Origin of the sequence: Klebsiella sp. HN106, assembly GCF_051209435.1 — a bacterium.
Taxonomy (GTDB): Bacteria; Pseudomonadota; Gammaproteobacteria; order Enterobacterales; family Enterobacteriaceae; genus Klebsiella; species Klebsiella oxytoca.
The window spans coordinates 1,322,730-1,341,781 of the sequence record NZ_JBLURD010000001.1 but is presented as its reverse complement, the minus strand read 5'-3'; the positions used below and the strand labels follow the sequence as shown (position 1 = coordinate 1,341,781).

Here is a 19,052-nt window from a genome sequence, read left to right as displayed (position 1 = left end):
CTTTTCTTTTTCCGCTCCGCCCCAAATGAACTACGCTTTTTGCTTAAGCTCCTGTTAATGGAGCGCAAATTAAAGAGGGACGCGAGAATGATAAAGGCAAGTATGTGGTCCGGCACGCTGGCGCTGGCGGCCCTGATAAGTCTGCCGTTGCAGGCGGCGGAGCCGGTTAAAGTCGGCTCAAAAATCGATACCGAAGGGGCGCTGCTCGGCAATATTATTTTGCAGGTGCTGGAAAGCCACGGAGTGAAAACCGTCAATAAAATCCAGCTCGGCACCACGCCGGTGGTGCGCGGAGCGATAACCGCTGGTGAACTGGATATCTATCCGGAATATACCGGTAACGGCGCCTTCTTCTTTAAAGCGGAGAACGACCCGGCGTGGAAAAACGCGCAGCAGGGCTACGAGAAAGTCAAAAAGCTGGACGCGGAAAAGAATAAGCTCGTGTGGCTTACTCCGGCTCCGGCCAACAACACCTGGACCATCGCCGTTCGTCAGGATTTGGCGGAAAAAAATAACCTCGCCTCGTTAAGCGACCTTGCCGGCTATCTGCAAAAGGGCGGTGACTTTAAGCTGGCCGCTTCGGCGGAATTTATTGAACGGCCGGATGCGCTGCCGGCATTTGAAAAAGCCTACGACTTTACGCTCAAACAGAACCAGCTGCTGTCGCTGGCGGGCGGCGATACGGCGGTCACCATTAAAGCGGCGGCGCAGCAGACCTCCGGCGTAAATGCGGCGATGGCCTACGGCACCGATGGCCCGGTCGCCGCGCTGGGCCTGCAAACCCTGAGCGACCCGAAGGGCGTGCAGCCAATTTACGCCCCGGCCCCGGTCGTGCGTGAAGCGGTGCTGAAAGAATACCCGCAGATAGCCGACTGGCTACAGCCGGTCTTTGCCAGCCTGGATGAAAAGACCCTGCAAAAGCTGAACGCCAGTATTGCGGTAGAGGGCCTGGATGCGAAGAAAGTCGCCGCCGACTATCTGCAACAAAAAGGGCTGCTGAAGTAGAGTTCGCGTGACGATTCGTTGCTGTAACCGCGTTGCGCTGCTGCTGGCATTATTACTGCTGCTGGCGATGGCGCTGCCGTTTATCAATTATGCGCCTAACCGGCTGTTATCCGGCGAGGGACGCTGGCTATGGCAGGTCTGGCCATGGCTGGCGGGCGTGCAGGCGGGGGCGGCGCTGTTCATCGCGCTGCTGTGCTGGCGGCCGGGGCGCTTCCCGCTGCTGGTCATCTTCCTGCTGGCGGATCTGCTGCTGCCTGCGCTGCTTTGGGGGGCCGGCGGGGCGGCGGTGCAGCTGGCGCAGAAAGGTTCGTCGCTGGCCCGTACCTCGCCGGGCAGCGGCCTGTGGCTGGCGCTGGCGCTCTGTCTGCTTATCGCCAGCGATGCCGTTCGCCGTCTGACTTCCCGTGCCCTGTGGCGCTGGTTGCTCAATGCGCAAATCTGGCTGCTGCCCGCGCTGCTGCTGGGACTGGGGAGCCTCGATGAACTCTCTCTGCTGAAAGAGTATTTCAATCGCCGGGAAGTGTTTGACGATGCGCTGTCGCAGCATGTGACTCTGCTGCTCGGTACCCTGCTGCCGGGGCTGCTGATTGGGCTGCCCATTGGCGTTTGGCTCTGGCGCTTCCCACGCTGGCAATCGCCGGTTTTTGCGGTTCTCAATGTGATTCAGACCGTTCCCTCCGTGGCGCTGTTCGGCCTGCTTATTGCGCCGCTGGCGGGGCTGGCGCGCCAGTTTCCTTCGCTTGCCCAGCTCGGCGTTTCCGGAACCGGCATTACGCCTGCGCTGATTGCGCTGGTGCTGTATGCGCTGTTGCCGCTGGTACGCGGGGTGACGGTCGGCCTGCTGCAGGTTCCGCGTGAAGCGCTGGAGAGCGCGGTGGCGATGGGGATGAGCGGCGGACAGCGGTTTCGTCAGATACAGCTGCCGCTGGCATTGCCCGTATTGTTGCGCAGCCTGCGGGTGGTTAGCGTACAAACCGTCGGTATGGCGGTCGTCGCAGCGCTGATTGGCGCAGGCGGCTTTGGCGCGCTGGTTTTCCAGGGGCTACTCAGCAGCGCGCTGGATCTGGTGCTGCTTGGGGTGATCCCGACCATCGCGCTGGCGGTGGTGGTGGATGCGCTATTCGCGCTGTGGGGCGCATTACTCAAAGGAGAGGCCCGTGATTGAGTTCGACGGCGTCAATAAAGCCTTTGCCGGACAGCCTGCGGTGAAAAACCTCAATCTGCATCTGCGCGAGGGGGCATTTTCGGTGCTGATTGGCACCTCAGGTTCGGGGAAATCGACCACGCTGAAAATGATCAATCGCCTGGTGGAGCACGATAGCGGGACGATCCGTTTCGCCGGGCAGGATATCCGCCAGCAGCCGGTGCTCGAACTGCGCCGCAGAATGGGCTACGCCATCCAGTCCATCGGCCTGTTTCCCCACTGGACGGTGGCGCAAAACATTGCCACCGTTCCGCAGCTGCAAAAGTGGTCGCGGCAAAAAACGCAGGCGCGGGTTGATGAATTGATGGCCTTGCTGGGGCTCGAGCCGGTGCTGCGCGAACGTTATCCCCATCAGCTTTCCGGCGGCCAGCAGCAGCGCGTCGGCGTGGCGCGCGCGCTGGCGGCGAATCCGCAGGTGTTGCTCATGGACGAACCCTTTGGCGCGCTCGATCCGGTGACGCGGGAAGCTCTGCAACAGGAGATGATCCGCATTCATCGCCTGCTGGGACGCACGATTGTGCTGGTGACCCACGATATCGATGAGGCGCTGCGGCTGGCGGATCATCTGGTGTTGATGGACGACGGCGAAGTAGTGCAGCAGGGCCAGCCGCTGCAGATGCTGCTGGAGCCAAAAAATGCCTTTGTGCAGACTTTCTTTGGCCGCAGCGAACTGGGCGTGCGCCTGCTGTCGCTGCGCGGCGTGAGTGATTATCTGCGCTGCGATGAGCGCCTGGCGGGAGATGCGTTAAACGTGGCGATGACCCTGCGCGAGGCGCTATCGCAGTTTATTGCTCATCGCTGCGAGGTATTGCCGGTAGTGGATGAGCGGGGAGAGTCCTGCGGGACGTTGCATTTTGCCGACCTGCTGCGCGAGGAGGCCCGGCGTGAAGGTGCTACGTGATCCGCTGCTGTGGCTGAGCGCAATGTTTGTCGCGCTGCTGCTGGCGTTGCCCTACAGCGCGCCGCTATTCAGCGCGCTGTTTCCCGAGCTGCCGCGCCCGGTTTATCAGCAGGAGAGTTTTATTTCGCTGACCCTGGCGCACTGTTGGCTGGTGGCACTCTCCAGCCTCGCGGCTACGGTGGTGGGCGTCGGGGCAGGGATTGCGGTCACCCGGCCTTCCGGCCATGAGTTTCGCCCCCTGGTAGAGACGATCGCCGCGATGGGACAGACGTTTCCACCGGTTGCGGTGCTGGCGATTGCGGTTCCGGTGATGGGATTCGGCTGGCAGCCCGCGCTGATCGCGCTGGCGCTGTACGGCATATTGCCGGTTTTACAGGGTACGCTGGCGGGATTGGGGGCGGTACCGTCCGGCGTATTATCTATCGCTCAGGGGATGGGAATGACCGGCTGGCAGAGATTGATAAAGGTGGAGCTGCCGCTGGCGGCGCCGGTGATGCTCGCCGGCATTCGTACCTCGACCATCGTGAATATGGGGACGGCGACCATTGCGTCAACCGTCGGCGCGAATACGCTCGGCACGCCGATTGTTATCGGCCTGAGCGGATTTAATACCGCTTATGTCATTCAGGGGGCGCTGCTGGTGGCGCTGGCAGCAATTATCGTCGATCGCGGCTTTGAACGGCTGACCCGGCTAATCAGCCGACACCGCCGCGAACAATAAATGAATAGCCGGCCAGCATCACGCCGCCGATGCCGCTGATGGCCATAAATAAGAACAGAGTAATAACCGCAATTTTCGCTGGCTTCATAATAGGCTCCTGATGTTAACGCAAGGATTATACGGTGAAGCGCAGGTGTTAATGAAACATTAATTGCGGTTTAGCTACGACAGCCCCCCGGCTTGCGCTGCGCTTAGCCGGGCCACGGTTCATCACCGTCTGCGGGCCGGTAGCCCGGGCAAGGCGTTTACGCCGCAACCCGGGGAATGTGCCGTGATGTGGTATTGCTGGGGCTTCTTCCCGGCTTGCGCTGCGCTTAGCCGGGCTACCGGGCCACAGATTGCCGGTAACCCGTAGCCCGGACAGGCGCCTCAGGCGCCGCCTCCGGGAGACGTTGCGGTCGCGTGATTCAGCCAGATAATCTGGCCCTGCTGCCCCCATTGACGCATTTGATTCACCTGGGCGCTACAGGGCGCCTCTCCGCACCAGACCATTAGCGTACTGTCGGGGAAAAGCTCCGGTCGGATCTGGTTCAACGAATGGGCGAGAATATCCACCCGCCAGCCCTGTTCGCTGGCTATCCAGCCCTCCAGCCATAGCCGGGTGATATCGTTCACATTCCAGCCCATAATCAGCGCATGGTCGCCGGGATATTTTGCCGTCGAGGACAGGCATCGGGCGATATGATTAATCAGAATGCCGTCCAGGATGCCCCGCATTGCCAGCAACGTTGGCTGCGGGCTGAGCAGGCGCTGGCGTAAGGGGTTAACCAGGTGCTTCACCAGGGTTTGCGCAGAGTCGGTGTGGTTACGCTCCTTCAGCCACATCCGCAGGCGATGATAACTTCCGTTTTGCAGATAGCCGAGCAGCATTTCCTGCCGATCGCGCCAGCCGTCGACCCTCTCCTGCTCATTATCCATCAGCAGCGTTTTCACTTTCCCGACCTGCACGCCGGAGTCAATCCAGCGTTTGATTTCGCGAATACGGTCTATCTCATATTCATTAAACAGGCGGTGGCCGCCGTCGGTACGCTGAGGTTTCAGTAATCCGTAGCGCCGCTGCCAGGCGCGTAACGTCACGGGATTGATATCGCAAAGCTGGGCAACTTCGCCAATTGTATAAAGCGCCATTTTCTCCTCCCGCTGTGTTCTCCTCTATTAACTGTAGAAGCTGTTTGCCGAAGCGGGGAGGTTTGTCTGTTTTTTGTACAAAAACGGATCGTCGAGGCGCTAAGAAGTGTGATCCTGAACATGAATTATCATTTTCATGTATTGCTTCAAAGAAAGTTATAAGCAAGCAGTGTATGTTACGCGCTTTCAAATGAAGTGTGGTCTGCGGGTATGTACGAGTTTGATCTGGTGTTGCTGCTGCTTCAGCAGATGTGCGTGTTTTTGGTCATCGCGTGGCTGATGAGCAAAACGCGTCTGTTCATCCCGTTAATGCAGGTCACCGTCCGTTTGCCGCATAAGCTCTTGTGCTACGTAACCTTCTCTATTTTCTGCATCCTCGGCACCTACTTTGGCCTGCATATCGAAGATTCGATCGCCAATACGCGAGCCATCGGCGCGGTGATGGGCGGCCTGCTGGGCGGGCCGGTGGTCGGCGGCCTGGTGGGACTGACCGGCGGCCTTCATCGCTACTCGCTGGGCGGCATGACCGCGCTGAGCTGTATGGTTTCCACCATCGTTGAAGGACTGCTCGGCGGGCTGGTGCACAGCATTCTGGTTAAACGCGGGCGACCGGATAAAGTCTTCAGCCCGCTCACGGCCGGTGCGATTACCTTTTTTGCTGAAATGGTGCAGATGTTGATCATTTTGCTGATCGCTCGCCCGTTCGAAGATGCCCTGCATCTGGTACAAAGCATCGCTGCCCCCATGATGGTGACTAATACCGTCGGGGCGGCGCTGTTTATGCGTATCCTGCTGGATAAGCGGGCGATGTTTGAAAAATATACCTCGGCTTTCTCGGCCACCGCGCTGAAGGTGGCGGCGTCGACGGAGGGGATCCTGCGCCAGGGGTTTAACGAAGAGAACAGCATGAAGGTCGCGCAGGTACTGATCCAGGAGCTGGATATCGGCGCGGTGGCGATCACCGATCGCGACAAGCTGCTGGCGTTTACCGGGATCGGTGACGATCACCATCTGCCCGGTAAGCCTATTTCTTCGCTCTATACCCAAAAGGCGATCGATACCGGCGAGGTGGTCTATGCCGACGGTAACGAGGTGCCCTACCGCTGCTCGATTCATCCTAACTGTAAGCTGGGCTCCACGCTGGTTATTCCGCTGCGCGGCGAGAATCAGCGGGTGATTGGCACGATAAAACTTTATGAAGCGAAAAACCGCCTGTTCAGCTCCATCAACCGCACGCTGGGGGAGGGGATTGCCCAGCTGTTATCCGCGCAGATCCTGGCCGGACAGTATGAGCGGCAAAAGGCGTTGCTAACGCAGTCGGAAATCAAGCTGCTGCACGCCCAGGTGAATCCGCACTTCCTGTTCAACGCGCTGAATACCCTGAAAGCGGTGATTCGCCGCGATAGCGACCAGGCGGGGCAACTGGTGCAGTATCTGTCGACCTTTTTCCGCAAAAACCTGAAACGGCCAGCGGAGATCGTGACCCTGGCGGATGAGATCGAACATGTAAACGCCTATTTGCAGATTGAGAAAGCGCGCTTTCAGGCCAACCTACAGATCCACATGCTGGTGCCGGAAGCGCTGGCCCAGCATCAACTGCCGGCTTTTACCCTACAGCCGATAGTCGAAAACGCCATTAAGCACGGGACTTCGCAGCACCTTGGGGTGGGGGAAATCACCATTCGCGCCAGCCAGTACCAGCGCTGGCTGCAGCTGGATATTGAAGATAACGCCGGGTTATATCAGGACAAACCCAGCGCCAGCGGACTGGGCATGAATCTGGTTGATCGCCGTCTGCGGGCGCGCTTCGGCGCCGATTGCGGGATCACCGTCACCTGCGAGCCGGAATGTTTTACCCGCGTCACGCTGAGACTGCCTCTGGAGGAAAACGCATGTTAAAAGTATTAATTGTCGACGACGAGCCGCTGGCGCGTGAAAACCTGCGTATTTTGCTGGAGACCCAGCCGGATATCGAGATCGTGGGCGAATGCGGAAATGCCGTAGAGGCGATTGGCGCGGTACACAAGCTGCACCCGGACGTGCTGTTTCTGGATATCCAGATGCCGCGTATCAGCGGTCTTGAGATGGTTGGCATGCTTGACCCGGAGCATCGGCCCTATATCGTCTTTCTCACCGCATTTGACGAGTACGCGGTGAAAGCCTTTGAAGAGCACGCGTTTGATTATTTGCTGAAGCCAATAGAGTCCACCAGGCTGGAAAAAACGCTGGCTCGACTGCGCCAGGAGCGCAGCCTGCAGGATATGACCGCCCTCGACGATACCCAGCAGGCGCTAAAGTATATTCCCTGCACCGGCCACAGCCGCATCTGGCTACTGCAGATGGAAGACGTGGCCTTCGTCAGCAGCCGGATGAGCGGGATTTACGTGACCGACCGCGAAGGAAAGGAGGGTTTTACCGAGCTCACCTTACGCACCCTTGAGAGCCGAACGCCGCTGCTGCGCTGCCATCGCCAGTACCTGGTTAACATGTCCCATCTCAAGGAGATCCGCTTTGAGGAAAACGGCCAGGCGGAACTGCTGATGCGTGCCGGGCAAACGGTGCCGGTGAGCCGCCGTTATCTGAAAAGCCTGAAAGAGGCGATTGGTCTGTAAAACGGCGGAATCGTGATAAACTGTGCGGCAGAATTTTTCATCATGAAGGCAATATGATCAGTAACGATATTCTCCGTAGCCTGCGCTACACCCTGAAAACCAATAACAGCGGCCTGGTACGTATTTTTGCGCTGGCGGATGCGCCGGTCAGCGCCGAACAGCTGGTACCCTGGCTGAAAAAAGAAGACGAAGAGGGGTTTGTGCGCTGCCCGGATGTCGTGCTGTCGAATTTTCTCAACGGCCTGATTTACGACAAACGCGGTAAAGATGCGTCGGCGCCGCCGCTGGCGGTCGAACGCCGGGTGAATAATAATATCGTGCTGAAAAAACTGCGTATTGCCTTTTCCCTGAAGACGGATGACATTCTCGCTATCCTCACTCAGCAGAAATTCCGCGTCTCGATGCCGGAAATCACCGCCATGATGCGCGCCCCAGAGCATAAAAACTTCCGCGAATGCGGCGACCAGTTTCTGCGCTACTTCCTGCGCGGGCTGACCGAGCGCGAACACGCGAAATCCTGATATGCCTCCCCGGCTTGCGGCGTTAACGCCAGAGCCGGGCTCCCCGAATGTACGGCCCTGTAGCTTGACCGGGGTAGCCCGGCTAAGCGTAGCGTAAGCCGGGAGTTCTCCGCGCCAGTCTGGGTTATTTCACTTCTTTAAAACCCTGTGATTTCAACATTTTTTCCGACTCGCTCAGCGAAATAAACTTTTGCGAACAGTCGGTAAAGCTGGCCCCGGGTAATTGACACAGCTCGCTGATTTTAGCCTGATTAAAGTCGATGGAGAGGTGTTCCTGCGCGGCGCTCTCTTTATAGTCGACGCTGTGGGTGACGCCTTTGATTTTGCTGTAGGCCACGCCGATAGGATCGATGATCTTGCGCGCCTGCTCTTCGTTACTCACCCCGAGTGATGTATAGGGAATAGTATTCTCCGCGTCCTGGCGGGTAACGACATCGTCTTTGTAGTGATAGGTATAGGTCAGGTCTACGCCGTTCATCGTGTTGTGAAACGTCTTGACCTCATCTTTGTTGTTATCGCAGCCGACGAGCGCGGCCATCATTAACGTTGCGCCCAGAGCGGCGGTAATCCTGCGGTTAAATTTCATTATCATTCCTTGTTAATCAATCATCATCTCTAATTGTATACAGAGTTGGGCGATAGCGCTGAGCGTATCCTCGGAAGTCGCCGTTTCGCGCTCGGCCAACTGGCGGAGCAGGCGCGCGAGATGATTAAATCCGCCGTTGGTTAAATCGTCGCTCAGCGTCATCGCTTCGCGAAAAAGGCCCTTTTGCTGATAGCGCAGGCCGTTGCGCATAATCTGGATCAGCAGCGCCCGGGTGCGCTGCAACAGCGTCAGGGCCAGCGACCGCGGCGGCAGGATATCGCCGGCAGGCAGCGGCCCAACGGGAAGCGGTTCCGCGTTCAGCGCCCAGCCGCGGGTGCGGGTCATCATTACCAGCGGTTCCAGGCTAAGCTGCCCGCGGCTAAAGGTGACCATCCCGGACACCATCACTACCGGATCGTCCGCCTGGCTGAGCAGCGCCGCCATTCGCTCAACGGCATAGGGCGCGCTGGCGGCGGCGGGAAGGGACAGCTGCAAAACGTTGTCTTGCCCTTCGCCGCTGAGAACCTGCGCATCCAGCGTTTGCCGGGCGGCGTCCCATCCGACGGCAAGACAGGCATCCACCGGCAAAATAAACAGATTATCCACCTGATTAAGCGGACGCACCCACGCCGGAGGGCGCTGGCGCAGATACTCACGCAGCGCCGCAACCCCCGGCTGGCGCAGCGGCGCGCTGAGCAAAAGCCAGGCCTCTTCACTGAGCGGAACGTTGCTGCTCAGGCGGTGGCGCGCGCTCAGCAGCAGTTCGCCGCTGGCATTGCGGCTCGCTGATTGAGTAATTATCTGCCCGCCCGCCAGCGCGCCGGCCTGGAAGCTAAACAGGCGGCGCTGCCACAGCGGGATTTGCGCCCGTTCCGCCAGCGGCCAGCTGCGCGACAGATGCATAATGCTGCCGGTATCCGGGTCGCTAAACCAGATGCGTAAACCGTAGCGGTGATTATCCTGCCAGCTGCGCATTCCCAGGGAGATAAGTCGCAAATGATCGAGCAGCGCTTCACCGGCGATACCCTGGCCCACCACGGTGCGCCACGGCAGGGGCGGCGTCTGGTCGGCATCGGCAAGCTGCGCCATTCTGTCGGCGCTCTCAAGGCGGGCGTTAAGTCCTGCCAACTGGCTGAGAAGCTGTTCAGGATGGTAATGGCTGGCGCGCTGCTGAAGGGCCTCGACGCCTTCACGAAGCTGAGCAAGCGCGCCGACGACCCAGCGCCAGTTTACCGTCTGCGCCGCGCGCTGCGCCCGGGTGAACGCAGCCTCGAAGCCAATAGGCGGCTGGCTGACGCCGCTTTGCCACAGCAGTTGGCTGAGCTGGCGGAGGCTTTGTCGACAGGCCTCGCCGCCAGGGGTATCAAAAGGCCCTCCGCGGGCGGCGGCCTTGCGGCTGCGCGTTTGCCAGACCAGGTGCGTAAAGCCAGGCTGCTGGGCTTCGGCATCGGTAAAAGCCTGAACCGCCAGCGCCACGTGTTCGCACAGCGAGCCGTCGACGCAGTCGCAGCGGGCAAAACGGATGCTGCTGCGGGAATAAAAACGCACATCGCTCATCGGCAGCTTTGCCGAAGGCGTTTCGTTAGGTCGGCAGAATAGCTCCACCGCGACGCCTTTATCCGCCAGCTGCTGCGCCCGCTTCAGAACGGACTCGGGGAGAGCGGCCAGTTCCGCTTGCCACAGTCCCGGATGCCAGCGTTCGCCGCTCTCCGGTTCCCCTTCGGGATGCTCATCACCGGTATTGGCGCGCTGGTAGCTGAGGATCAGCATCACGCGATGACGACACATGCCGCTGGCGCCGCAGGTACAGCTGGATTCTTTGAGCGCCTGGCCTTTTGCCAGCCGGGTGCGGGTGCCGTCGTGAAATACGGCGGTCAGGGTGCCGTCTTCATCCTGCGCAAGCTCGGGGATATTGCCGTTATCCAGCTCTTTCTGGCTGCGTTTTACGAATCCGGCGTTGCTTAGCGCCATGAGCGCCTGCGGGGTGAGTTCCAGTAATTCGGGGCGTAAAGGCATCATGATTGTAAATTCTCCGCCAGCCAGGAGGCCAGCTCGCCGGGCGTCATGGCGGCGATTTGCGCCCCGACGTTAACCAGCGCCTGGGCCATATCGTGGTCATAACAGGGGGATGCCGAACTGTCTAACGCCGCCAGCCCGAGGACTTTAGCGCCGCTTTGCACGCTCAGCTTGACCTGATTAATCAGTAGCGAGTTCGCCCCGCCTTCGAAAAAGTCGCTCACCAGCACGATGACGCTTTTTTGCGGTTGTTCAATCAGCTGTCGCGCATATTCAACGGCCTGGGCGATATTGGTCCCGCCGCCGAGCTGAACTTTCATCAGCAGCTCTACCGGGTCGGCAACGTCGTCCGTGAGATCCACCACGCTGGTATCAAACGCCACGAGGTGCGTACGAATGCCGGGCAGCTGCCATAAGCAGGCCGCCATAACCGCCGAATGGATAACGGAATCCACCATCGAACCGCTCTGATCGACCAGCAAAATCAGCTGCCATTTTTCGCTGTGGCGTTTAATACGGCTGATAAACTTAGGCGATTCAATGTACAGCTTGCTGCGCTGCGGGTCCCAGTGCTTGAGGTTGGCGCGCAGGGTATTCTTGAAGTCGAAGTTGCGCGCCAGCGGGATACGTGAGGGGCGGCGCCGATCGCGCGCGCCGGAAAAAGCCTGGCGCACCTCTGTCGCCAGCCGGGCCATAATTTGCTCTACCACCTGGCGCACCAGCTTGCGGGCGGCGTTCAGCACGTCTGGATTCATCAGATGTTTAGTATGCAGTACCGCTCGCAGCAGGCTTTCGGAAGGCTCGATACGTTCAAGCACTTCCAGATTGGTCACCACCTCATCGATGCCGTAGCGCAGTACCGCATCGCTCTCCAGCCGCTCGATAACCGGCTGCGGAAAAAGCGAGTGGATAGCGTTGATCCATTCCGGCGTCGTCAGGCTGGAATCCTCCAGTCCACCCTGGCGCTCGCCTCGCCGTAGTCGCTCCGGATCGCGGCCGTAGAGCCACTCCAGCGCATGGTCTACCTGACGGGCATGCTCATCGAGGCCGCCGAGGCTGTTTTCGGCGGCCTCGCCCAGAATCAGCCGCCAGCGCTGGAGCTCCTGGGTTGCCAGAATATCGGATAACCTGTTCATTAGCGTACTCCCCAATGGCGTAGCGCGGCCAGCGCCTGCTGTTCCAGCTGCTGATGATAGATTAACTGCTCCGGCGAGCAGGCAACCGGCGCCTGTAGCGCAGAGGTCGGTAGCATGGACATGTGATAGTGATCAAGCACCTGGCGGGCCAGCTCGCCGCGTTCCCGAGGCGGCAGCCACGCCATCGCCGCCCGCAGATCCGGCAGCGCGAGAATAAACTCATCGTCCGCCAGCCGGGCGAGCAGCGCGCTGAATCCCGCGATAAAAGCGGGCTGACAGGCGAGCTGATGGCGCGCCAGCGCCAGCATACCGTGGACCGCTTCTCCCAGACGCTGCGGAGAGAGCTGCGTCAGCAGGGTCAGCGCTGCTTCAGCGGTTGCCGCGGGATGCTCAAGGCGAATCAGCGCGCCGAGCGCCGCGCCGCGGTCGAGCGGTGCGGCATCTGCGGCGTGAATTCGCCGTTCAAGCAGCGCCAGGGCGGCGCTGAGCGAAACTCCCGGTAAAACGCTGCCGCTGTGGAGATCGCGCAGGATGTGGCACAGGGTGCGCCAGCTATGTAGATGGGCGTGAAACTGCTGCTCGTCGGCAACGCCGCTGGATTCGCAAAGCCACAGCGTCCGGTCAAGCGCCGCGCAAAGCGTGATTTCCAGCACCGCGGCGTTTTGCATACCGCTGCTCTCATCTTGCTGCCAGAGGGCGTAAAGCACCTCCAGCGCTGGCCCCATTTCGGCAAACTGGCTCTCTTCGGCAATCAGCTGCGCCAGCTGTTCCAGCATCTGCTGGCTGAAGGTGGAGAGCCCCGCCAGCGCGGCCTGATTCAGGCTGGCGGCCAGGCTTTTGATACCTCCGGAGGCCAGAATAGCCGCTTCCAGCCGCTGGCGCGCGGCCTCCGCCAGGGAAGCACCGTAGCGGGAGGCCTCGATCAGGACCGCGTGCTGCTCCAGGGTTGGAAATAGTCGCCAGCGCTCTTCGCCATCGCCGGAAAGCGTCACCGCGCTGCCCGTTTGCTGCTGGAAACCGGGAATGTCAAGGATGGCCAACCGGTGTAAGACCTGACTTTTTGCTAATCCCTCGGGCGTATAGCGATTGATGTTCAGGTTTGCCGGTACGGCGATCCCGACGCGCGCCAGCTCGCGATCGACGTCCTGCGGCAGCGGCGGCAGCGGCGTTCCCTGAGCGAGCTTGCCGAAACCGGCTCCCGCCAGCGCATCCACGATGGTCAGCAGAATCGGATCGGTTTGCGGATGAATCACGCCGCGATAGCTCCACGGTAGCGGGGCATTGAGCGCTTCTTTGATTAACGAGCCCGCCAGCGCGTCAAGCCAGTCGCAGCGCAGCGGCTGGGTATGGCCGCGTATCTGCGCCAGCGCCATTGCGCGCAGGTGGGCGGCAGCGAAATCGGCCGTTGAGGCGGGAAGGCGATGCTGGCGCAGGCGGGCGAGGATAGTTTTCAGCAGCCGTTCCCCGGCCTGACGCAGGCCCAACTGCCAGCACCAATTTTGCCAGACCGGCGCCGGCATCCCGGAAAGATAGCCCGCCAGAACGTCCAGTCGTTTTTCGCTATAGGGGGTGAGGTAGCAGCCGGTGACGGCGTCGGGCGTCGGTGGCGGCGGGGATTCAGGTTCCTGCGCTGGCGCCCGGCAATTCCGCCACAGGGCTGCCAGCGCCGGGGCGTGCCAGCCGCCGCAGACCACCACGACCGGGCCGTCATTTTGCTGCATGGCCCATGCCACCCAGCGGGCCATCCAGGCTTCCCGCTGCCGGCTGTTTTCCCCGCCGCTGCTATCGCCGCGCAGCTGGATAAAGTACGTTTTCAGCGCCTGCTCCAGTCCGGCGCGCTGGGTTTCATCTTCGAACAGATGGTCCCACAGCGCGTCGGTATTCTCCATTCCGCTGGCGGCAAACAGGCGCTGCTGGTCATCGGCGCGGCGAGCGTCAGAGGCATCGCTGTCATCCTCTCTTTGCGCCCAGACCGGTAAATCGATAAAGCGAATATGCGCGCCCGTCGCCCGGGCGCTCAGCAGCGCCTGCCACTCGGGGGAGAATTCGGCAAACGGCGTCCAGGCACCGCGTCCCGCCGCGCCGCCCTCCTGAGACTGGCAGTAGCTGTAGATGGCGATGGGCAATTGATGGGGTAAAAACAGCTCATCCAGGCGCTGATTAAAGTCCACCGGACCTTCAATCAGAACGTAGCGCGGACGCGTTTGTTCGATGCGTTCTTTTACCAGCCTGGCGCAGGCCGGGCTGTGGTGTCGAACGCCGATAATTAACGGCTGCTCTGGCATGCGTGTTCCCTCACGGCAGGCGGTGGCGGGCCTGATAATAGGCCTGCCAGTGGGCTTCTTTATGCGTACCGACGCGCTGCTCAAAATAGCGGCGCAGGCGGGCGCGGTCGTCCTCGTTATCTTTGACGATTGTACCGGCGATGCAGTCTACCAGGTCGGCGGGCTCTCCGGCGCGAGCGGCCAGAAACCAGGCACGCACGCCGACGGCGTGGGCGACGTTAACCGCTTCGGCGGTGGACATAATTGCGTTGAGAGTATCCATTGAGGTTTTCTTTCCGCCCTCGGCGCGCAGATCGCGGAAGGTCTGGACCAGCAGTTCCAGTACGGCATCGGGCACTTTATGCGGAATGCCGCTATGCGCCAGCAGGCGCGCCGACGCGTTAGCCACCAGCTCCAGCTCCTGCTGAAAATCCATGATTGGAAAGACGGTTTCGAAGTCGAAGCGACGTTTAAGCGCCGCGCTCATTTCGTTGACCCCGCGATCGCGGGTATTGGCGGTCGCAATGATATTAAACCCGGCGCGGGCATAGAGCAGGCTATCCTCACCGCTCAGCTCCGGGATCGCCATTACCCGGTCGGAAAGCATCCCCAGCAGGCAGTCCTGAACCTCCAGCGGCGTGCGGGTTATCTCTTCGAAGCGGACGATTTTCCCGTCGCGCATGCCTTGATACAGCGGGGCGGGCACCAGCGCCTGGGTCGAGGGTCCCTGGTTGATCAACAGCGCATAGTTCCAGGCGTACTTGATTTGATCTTCGGTAATCGACGCGCCGCCCTGAATGGTGAGCCCGGCATCGCCACAGACGGCGGTGGCCAGCAGCTCTGAGAGCAGCGATTTTGCCGTGCCCGGCTCACCGACCAGCATCAGGCCGCGTCCGGTCGCCAGCGTGACCAGCATCCGCTCGACGGCGGCGGGGCTGATAACCACTTTACGGCTGATGTCGCGAGCGCTATCGCCGAGGATAAACGCGCGCGCCGCAGGCAGGCTTAACTGCCAGCCGGGCGGGCAGGGGAAAGGGTCATTCTGTTGCAACCGCGCGAGTTCATCGGCGTAGAGCACGGCGGCTGGGGGGCGCTGAAGATGTTTTTCCTGTTGTATCATCGTTTCTTCCTTAAAGAGACAGCGGTAATCGTTAGACCTTATTTATGCGCAGCAGATTGCGTGAGGTGCTTTATTTCTGAGCTTGATATATCGGATTATGTTTAACGCAACATCTTCCTGCGTATCTTGTAGTTAAAAAGGCACATTAGGTTCGTGGGGCTAAAAAGCCAATATTCGACTCATGCGGTGAGTCGAATATTGTTGCTAATTGACTCACCTCGTTTGTCGCACTAGCGGGAAATAATCTCTATTGTGCTTAGCGCTTCGCTGAGATCCTGAGGATCGAGCCGGGAAAACGCAACGGGTTGTTCGCCGTAATAGAGCGTTATCGCGCCAAACTGCTGAGGAGCTTTAGCGTCTATGCTGTAGTGAACAAATCCCGGCGTGATTTCCAGTATCAGCCGATGCTGAGCAACATCGTAACAGAAATAGCTTTCGCTACCTTGCCACCAGCCCCGGCGGCGGATCCCCAACAGCTGTCCGCAGGTGGTTGATTTGCCCTGCCAGCGCGTTAGCTTGCTGACTGAAGTTTCTTCCGGCAGCAGCAGGAGAGTATGGCGGGTCAGCTGACGGAACGGCGGCAATAGCTGGTAATCGGCAAAGAGTTGTTCAAACGCCGCCCGCGTCAGGTCGTCCATTTCCAGCGGATGAACGATGCCGAATAGTGCATCTTCCGGCAGCGTGATGGGCTCATCCTGGCCGTCGCAGAACTCTCCCTCGGCCGCGATGCGAAAAGCGGCGAGCAGGCGACGAGGCTCATTAGCGGCGTACACTCCCCATACCAGGCGGCGGGTCACATTGTGGGTCAGCGGGTGGTCGACGAACAGCGACTGAAACTCCGCGCGCGTCCAGCGCCGCGCCAGCCGCAGGGCGTTTTCCAGATGCGGTAGCAGGCGTTTCGCCACGCGAGCGGCATCTTTTTTCAATCCTTTCAGCCGGAGCAGCGCTTCCGCGGCTTTTGTCTGGTCATCTTCGGCGCGCAGGCGCGGGAGGCTCTTTTGCCGCGCTCCCTGCTGGTCATAAATTACCGGCTGCAGATTTTCATCAAAGCGCACGCTAAAGCTGCGGGTACCGAAATCAAAGGTCAGCGCACCGGGATTATCCAGCCCCAGCGTCGGCGTAAGCCGATCCTGCAGCTGCTCTTCGCTCAAATCGCGCGCTTCGGCAATCTCTTGCAGACAACGTTCCGCGCTGTCGCGCAGCGGGCGGGATTTTGCCCGTTGCGAAATATGGTCCAGCTGCAGCAGCGACATATCGCTGCCGATGCGGGTCAGAAGATGCAGGCCGCTGGCGGCGCGGGCAGATTTCCCTTCCTGCGGCCAGGCGAGAATAAGCTGGGTTAAATCACGCACCGTGCTTTCATCGCCAAAGATCCCCAGCGTCTGAAAAGCCCAGTTCTCTTTGCCGGGCGCACCGGCATTCTGCCAGGCTTTGAAGAGATCCCAGGCGAAAGCGGCCAGCGATTGGGGCTGACAGGCGGCTTTGACTAAATCCAGTCCGCAGTAAAAGTGGCCGCCCTGGGCGAAGCGCAGCATATCGCCGAGAATTTCCAGCGCATCGTCGGTCAGCGGCTGATCGTTGCTGAGAAGCCGCGGCCTGCGCCAGAGCGCGGGCTGCCAGAAATCCGGCGCTTTCGGCGTGCGGGTCGGATAATTATCCAGCGGATCTTGCGTCAGCAACTGCTCCAGCGCTGGCCATAGCCTCGGTTCGTGCCAGCGTTGCGCCACCGTTTGCAGCTGCGCGTGATGGCCTTCCTGATACAGCAGACGCAGGGCGTTAATGGCCGCTTCGCGGCTATCGCCTGCTTTATCGAACGCCAGCGGAATTAACGCGGCGGCGGCGTGTTCCGGCCATTGCAGTAGCCACTGGCGGGCGAGATGGCTCTGCGCCTGAAAGCGCCGCCAGACGCGGGCCACCGGCAGCGCCAGCTCCGTTGCGCCGAGATGCATCAGCAGCGGAAAGATCACTTTTGGCCGATGCCGGAGCGCCAGCAGCAGGCCGGGCAGGGCGTCAGTCCCGAGGATGCTCAACAGGTATTCAGCGCCGACAAATTTGAAATTTTCTTCATTAATGCGCTGCCAGAGGGTTACCGCCTGCTTGCGGGGGAGTTGCATAAGCAGATAAAGATTCCAGCACTCGTTGGGGTGATAGCTTTCTTCGAGATAGTCTCGCCAGGCTTTGAGAAGCGCTTCGTTATCACCGCTGTGCAGCGCTCTGATAGCGGCTTTATCCCAGCCTGTTTTAGTCCTGTATGCGCTGTGCCACGGCGACCCTAAATGCCCTTGCTGTCCATTCAAAGTATACTGATGAAAGAGATAATCCATATCCTGAAAGCCCAGTTCCTCTAATACCACCTCACCTTTGCGGCTAATGCGCTCATGCAGCGGCAGGTCGTTAAAGAAGCAGGCCGGTTTGCCGGCGGCCAGCGCCTCCCGCTCTCCAGGCTGCCAGTACTCCTGCGGCGCAAGCTTCAGCGGCGATAGCGCAAAACGCGGCGCGGCGGTTTTTTTCTTTTTACTGCGCCACGGCGGCGAGAGCAGAATTTCCGGCAGGCCGGGGTTATCGACGGCCACCGTGACGCCTGCGGGCAGCGCCTGTTGGAACGTCGCCAGAAGTTCCCGCGCCTGCGCGCTTAGCCAGGGACTAACCTGTTCGGCCAGCGGCGGATGCGTATTCAGCAGCGTCCGGAGCAGCATTCGCCAGCTTTCTTCGCGTTTCTTCTGCTGCTGCGGGAGCTTTTTGTCTTCAATTTCAGGATAGCCCGGACGCGCGGGCGGCTCCGGTAGCGCCAGCAGCTCTGCCAGCGCCGCCAGCGTCGAGGCGGGAAATTGTCTGGCATATTTTGCCACGCGCAGCTGGCTGGGCTTGTTTTTATCCGCCACCAGCAGCAGCAGGCGAATAACCTGCGGATGGTTGATTTGCGCCAGCAGGCTACCGCAATCGTCTTTGTGCGCGTAAATCGCCAGCCTGGCGACTGCCGCCAGCCCCTGTTCACGCAAAAGCGCGGCGCAAGCGGCATAGCCGTAGCGGTTTGCAAAATAGCCATCGCTGTCCTGGCGATCGGTAAAAATATCACTCGACCAGGTTTCCTCAAGCTTCGCCAGCACGGCGGGGTCGGTGGCGACGGCTTTAAGCCACTCTTTTGACGACCGCCAGGAGTTGTCAATGCAACGTCCGGCTATTTGATTGGCGATATCCGGCCTTTCCGGCAGCAGCAGGGCGATAAACGGCTGGCGATAAAACGGCGTTTCGACCAGGCCGGCAATAAGCTTTTCGGCGCAGCGTTGCCAGACGACCTCTTCCGCCAGCGACAGATGTTTGCGCAGACGTAGATCGAACTCGCTATAGGTTTCAGAGTGGAGGCCGTAAACATTCTCTTTCTCCGGATGACTGAACACCCATTTGCGCGGCGGGTATTTACTATGGCCCGCCGCGATATTCTGCCGGGCAATCACCACCTCGGTCGCGTACTCGACGCCGTGCAGCTGGACGATTTCATCCAAAAGCGCCGGGCTATCCTCTTCAGCCAGACGAGTCAGCACCGCCAGCGCGCGGGCGGGCATTGCCGCGCTGGCCTTGCCCACGCAGCGCATCGCCTGCGCAATCGCCTGTTGCCACTCAGCAGTACATTGTTCAGCATCCCAGGCGAGGGGCTGGCTGCGGGAGGCAATATCGTTCGCCAGCCGTTGAAGTCGTTCCACTTTAACCAGCGGCACCGGCTCGCCCGGCCAGCGACGGTGGCTCAACGGCGTCTTGCCTTTTTTAAAGGTCAGCTCCAGCTGCGCGTCATCCGCCAGCCAGGGTGGGGTTAGTGCGTTGTGCATAAACGTTCCTTGTT

The 19,052-nt window shown here is 60.1% G+C and carries 15 protein-coding genes; 7 read left to right on the top strand and 8 right to left on the bottom strand.

Annotation, left to right across the window (positions count from 1 at the left end; genetic code table 11):
• Positions 1-87 precede the first annotated feature (87 nt).
• From osmF to ACSIPU_RS06220, 4 genes are read left to right on the top strand one after another with little or no spacing between them, the layout of a single operon-like run.
• On the top strand, positions 88-1,005 hold the full coding sequence (gene osmF / locus ACSIPU_RS06235) for a glycine betaine ABC transporter substrate-binding protein OsmF (protein WP_004114076.1): 918 nt from the start codon (positions 88-90) through the stop codon (positions 1,003-1,005).
• A gap of 7 nt (positions 1,006-1,012) precedes the next feature.
• Positions 1,013-2,170 carry an ABC transporter permease gene (locus ACSIPU_RS06230; protein WP_070556015.1) on the top strand — a complete coding sequence of 386 codons (1,158 nt, stop codon included), beginning with the start codon at positions 1,013-1,015 and terminating at the stop codon, positions 2,168-2,170.
• Positions 2,163-3,110, top strand: a complete 948-nt coding sequence (locus ACSIPU_RS06225) for an ABC transporter ATP-binding protein (RefSeq protein ID WP_196557449.1) — start codon at positions 2,163-2,165, stop codon at positions 3,108-3,110. The genes ACSIPU_RS06230 and ACSIPU_RS06225 overlap by 8 nt, the downstream gene beginning before the upstream one ends.
• On the top strand, positions 3,094-3,831 hold the full coding sequence (locus tag ACSIPU_RS06220) for an ABC transporter permease (protein ID WP_004103840.1): 738 nt from the start codon (positions 3,094-3,096) through the stop codon (positions 3,829-3,831). Before ACSIPU_RS06225 ends, ACSIPU_RS06220 begins: the two co-directional genes overlap by 17 nt.
• Here ACSIPU_RS06220 and ACSIPU_RS06215 read toward each other — a convergent pair.
• Both ACSIPU_RS06215 and ACSIPU_RS06210 read right to left on the bottom strand, forming a co-directional pair.
• Positions 3,806-3,919, bottom strand: coding sequence for a protein YohO (locus ACSIPU_RS06215; protein ID WP_004103838.1), 114 nt, complete (start codon positions 3,917-3,919; stop codon positions 3,806-3,808). The genes ACSIPU_RS06220 and ACSIPU_RS06215 overlap by 26 nt on opposite strands.
• Positions 3,920-4,200: 281 nt before the next feature.
• Positions 4,201-4,959, bottom strand: a complete 759-nt coding sequence (locus tag ACSIPU_RS06210; RefSeq protein ID WP_196557450.1) for a MerR family transcriptional regulator — start codon at positions 4,957-4,959, stop codon at positions 4,201-4,203.
• Positions 4,960-5,169: 210 nt separating this feature from the next.
• Between ACSIPU_RS06210 and ACSIPU_RS06205 the strand changes: the two genes are divergently transcribed.
• The 3 genes from ACSIPU_RS06205 to ACSIPU_RS06195 are packed head-to-tail and all read left to right on the top strand — an operon-like array spanning position 5,170 to position 8,092.
• The gene (locus ACSIPU_RS06205) at positions 5,170-6,858 is read left to right on the top strand and encodes a sensor histidine kinase (protein WP_004103831.1); all 1,689 of its coding nucleotides are present in this window, start codon (positions 5,170-5,172) and stop codon (positions 6,856-6,858) included.
• Positions 6,852-7,571 (top strand): two-component system response regulator BtsR, encoded by a 720-nt coding sequence (btsR, locus tag ACSIPU_RS06200; protein ID WP_004114063.1) that lies wholly within the window; start codon positions 6,852-6,854, stop codon positions 7,569-7,571. Before ACSIPU_RS06205 ends, btsR begins: the two co-directional genes overlap by 7 nt.
• A gap of 53 nt (positions 7,572-7,624) precedes the next feature.
• Positions 7,625-8,092: a YehS family protein gene (locus ACSIPU_RS06195; protein ID WP_004103827.1), complete on the top strand. Its 468-nt coding sequence runs from the start codon at positions 7,625-7,627 to the stop codon at positions 8,090-8,092.
• A 124-nt stretch (positions 8,093-8,216) separates the two neighbouring features.
• On the opposite strand, the gene ACSIPU_RS06190 is transcribed toward ACSIPU_RS06195, so the two are convergent.
• The 6 genes from ACSIPU_RS06190 to ACSIPU_RS06165 form a co-directional block, all read right to left on the bottom strand.
• Positions 8,217-8,678 carry a YehR family lipoprotein gene (locus tag ACSIPU_RS06190; protein ID WP_004103825.1) on the bottom strand — a complete coding sequence of 154 codons (462 nt, stop codon included), beginning with the start codon at positions 8,676-8,678 and terminating at the stop codon, positions 8,217-8,219.
• A 12-nt stretch (positions 8,679-8,690) separates the two neighbouring features.
• Complete coding sequence (locus tag ACSIPU_RS06185) at positions 8,691-10,697, bottom strand: SWIM zinc finger family protein (protein WP_032728545.1); 2,007 nt, start codon at positions 10,695-10,697, stop codon at positions 8,691-8,693.
• Positions 10,694-11,830: a vWA domain-containing protein gene (locus ACSIPU_RS06180; protein ID WP_016809247.1), complete on the bottom strand. Its 1,137-nt coding sequence runs from the start codon at positions 11,828-11,830 to the stop codon at positions 10,694-10,696. The genes ACSIPU_RS06185 and ACSIPU_RS06180 overlap by 4 nt, the downstream gene beginning before the upstream one ends.
• Positions 11,830-14,115, bottom strand: coding sequence for a DUF5682 family protein (locus ACSIPU_RS06175; protein WP_032728542.1), 2,286 nt, complete (start codon positions 14,113-14,115; stop codon positions 11,830-11,832). Before ACSIPU_RS06175 ends, ACSIPU_RS06180 begins: the two co-directional genes overlap by 1 nt.
• A 10-nt stretch (positions 14,116-14,125) precedes the next feature.
• On the bottom strand, positions 14,126-15,214 hold the full coding sequence (locus tag ACSIPU_RS06170) for an ATP-binding protein (protein ID WP_004103818.1): 1,089 nt from the start codon (positions 15,212-15,214) through the stop codon (positions 14,126-14,128).
• 230 nt (positions 15,215-15,444) lie between these two features.
• Positions 15,445-19,038, bottom strand: coding sequence for a DUF4132 domain-containing protein (locus tag ACSIPU_RS06165; RefSeq protein WP_196557451.1), 3,594 nt, complete (start codon positions 19,036-19,038; stop codon positions 15,445-15,447).
• Positions 19,039-19,052: the final 14 nt, after the last annotated feature.

Coding starts and splice junctions, on each gene's coding strand:
- osmF (WP_004114076.1), top strand. CDS start 88: ATGATAAAGGCAAGTATGTGGTCCGGCACGCTGGCGCTGGCGGCCCTG.
- ACSIPU_RS06215 (WP_004103838.1), bottom strand. CDS start 3,919: ATGAAGCCAGCGAAAATTGCGGTTATTACTCTGTTCTTATTTATGGCC.
- ACSIPU_RS06210 (WP_196557450.1), bottom strand. CDS start 4,959: ATGGCGCTTTATACAATTGGCGAAGTTGCCCAGCTTTGCGATATCAAT.
- ACSIPU_RS06205 (WP_004103831.1), top strand. CDS start 5,170: ATGTACGAGTTTGATCTGGTGTTGCTGCTGCTTCAGCAGATGTGCGTG.
- btsR (WP_004114063.1), top strand. CDS start 6,852: ATGTTAAAAGTATTAATTGTCGACGACGAGCCGCTGGCGCGTGAAAAC.
- ACSIPU_RS06195 (WP_004103827.1), top strand. CDS start 7,625: ATGATCAGTAACGATATTCTCCGTAGCCTGCGCTACACCCTGAAAACC.
- ACSIPU_RS06190 (WP_004103825.1), bottom strand. CDS start 8,678: ATGAAATTTAACCGCAGGATTACCGCCGCTCTGGGCGCAACGTTAATG.
- ACSIPU_RS06185 (WP_032728545.1), bottom strand. CDS start 10,697: ATGATGCCTTTACGCCCCGAATTACTGGAACTCACCCCGCAGGCGCTC.
- ACSIPU_RS06180 (WP_016809247.1), bottom strand. CDS start 11,830: ATGAACAGGTTATCCGATATTCTGGCAACCCAGGAGCTCCAGCGCTGG.
- ACSIPU_RS06175 (WP_032728542.1), bottom strand. CDS start 14,115: ATGCCAGAGCAGCCGTTAATTATCGGCGTTCGACACCACAGCCCGGCC.
- ACSIPU_RS06170 (WP_004103818.1), bottom strand. CDS start 15,214: ATGATACAACAGGAAAAACATCTTCAGCGCCCCCCAGCCGCCGTGCTC.
- ACSIPU_RS06165 (WP_196557451.1), bottom strand. CDS start 19,038: ATGCACAACGCACTAACCCCACCCTGGCTGGCGGATGACGCGCAGCTG.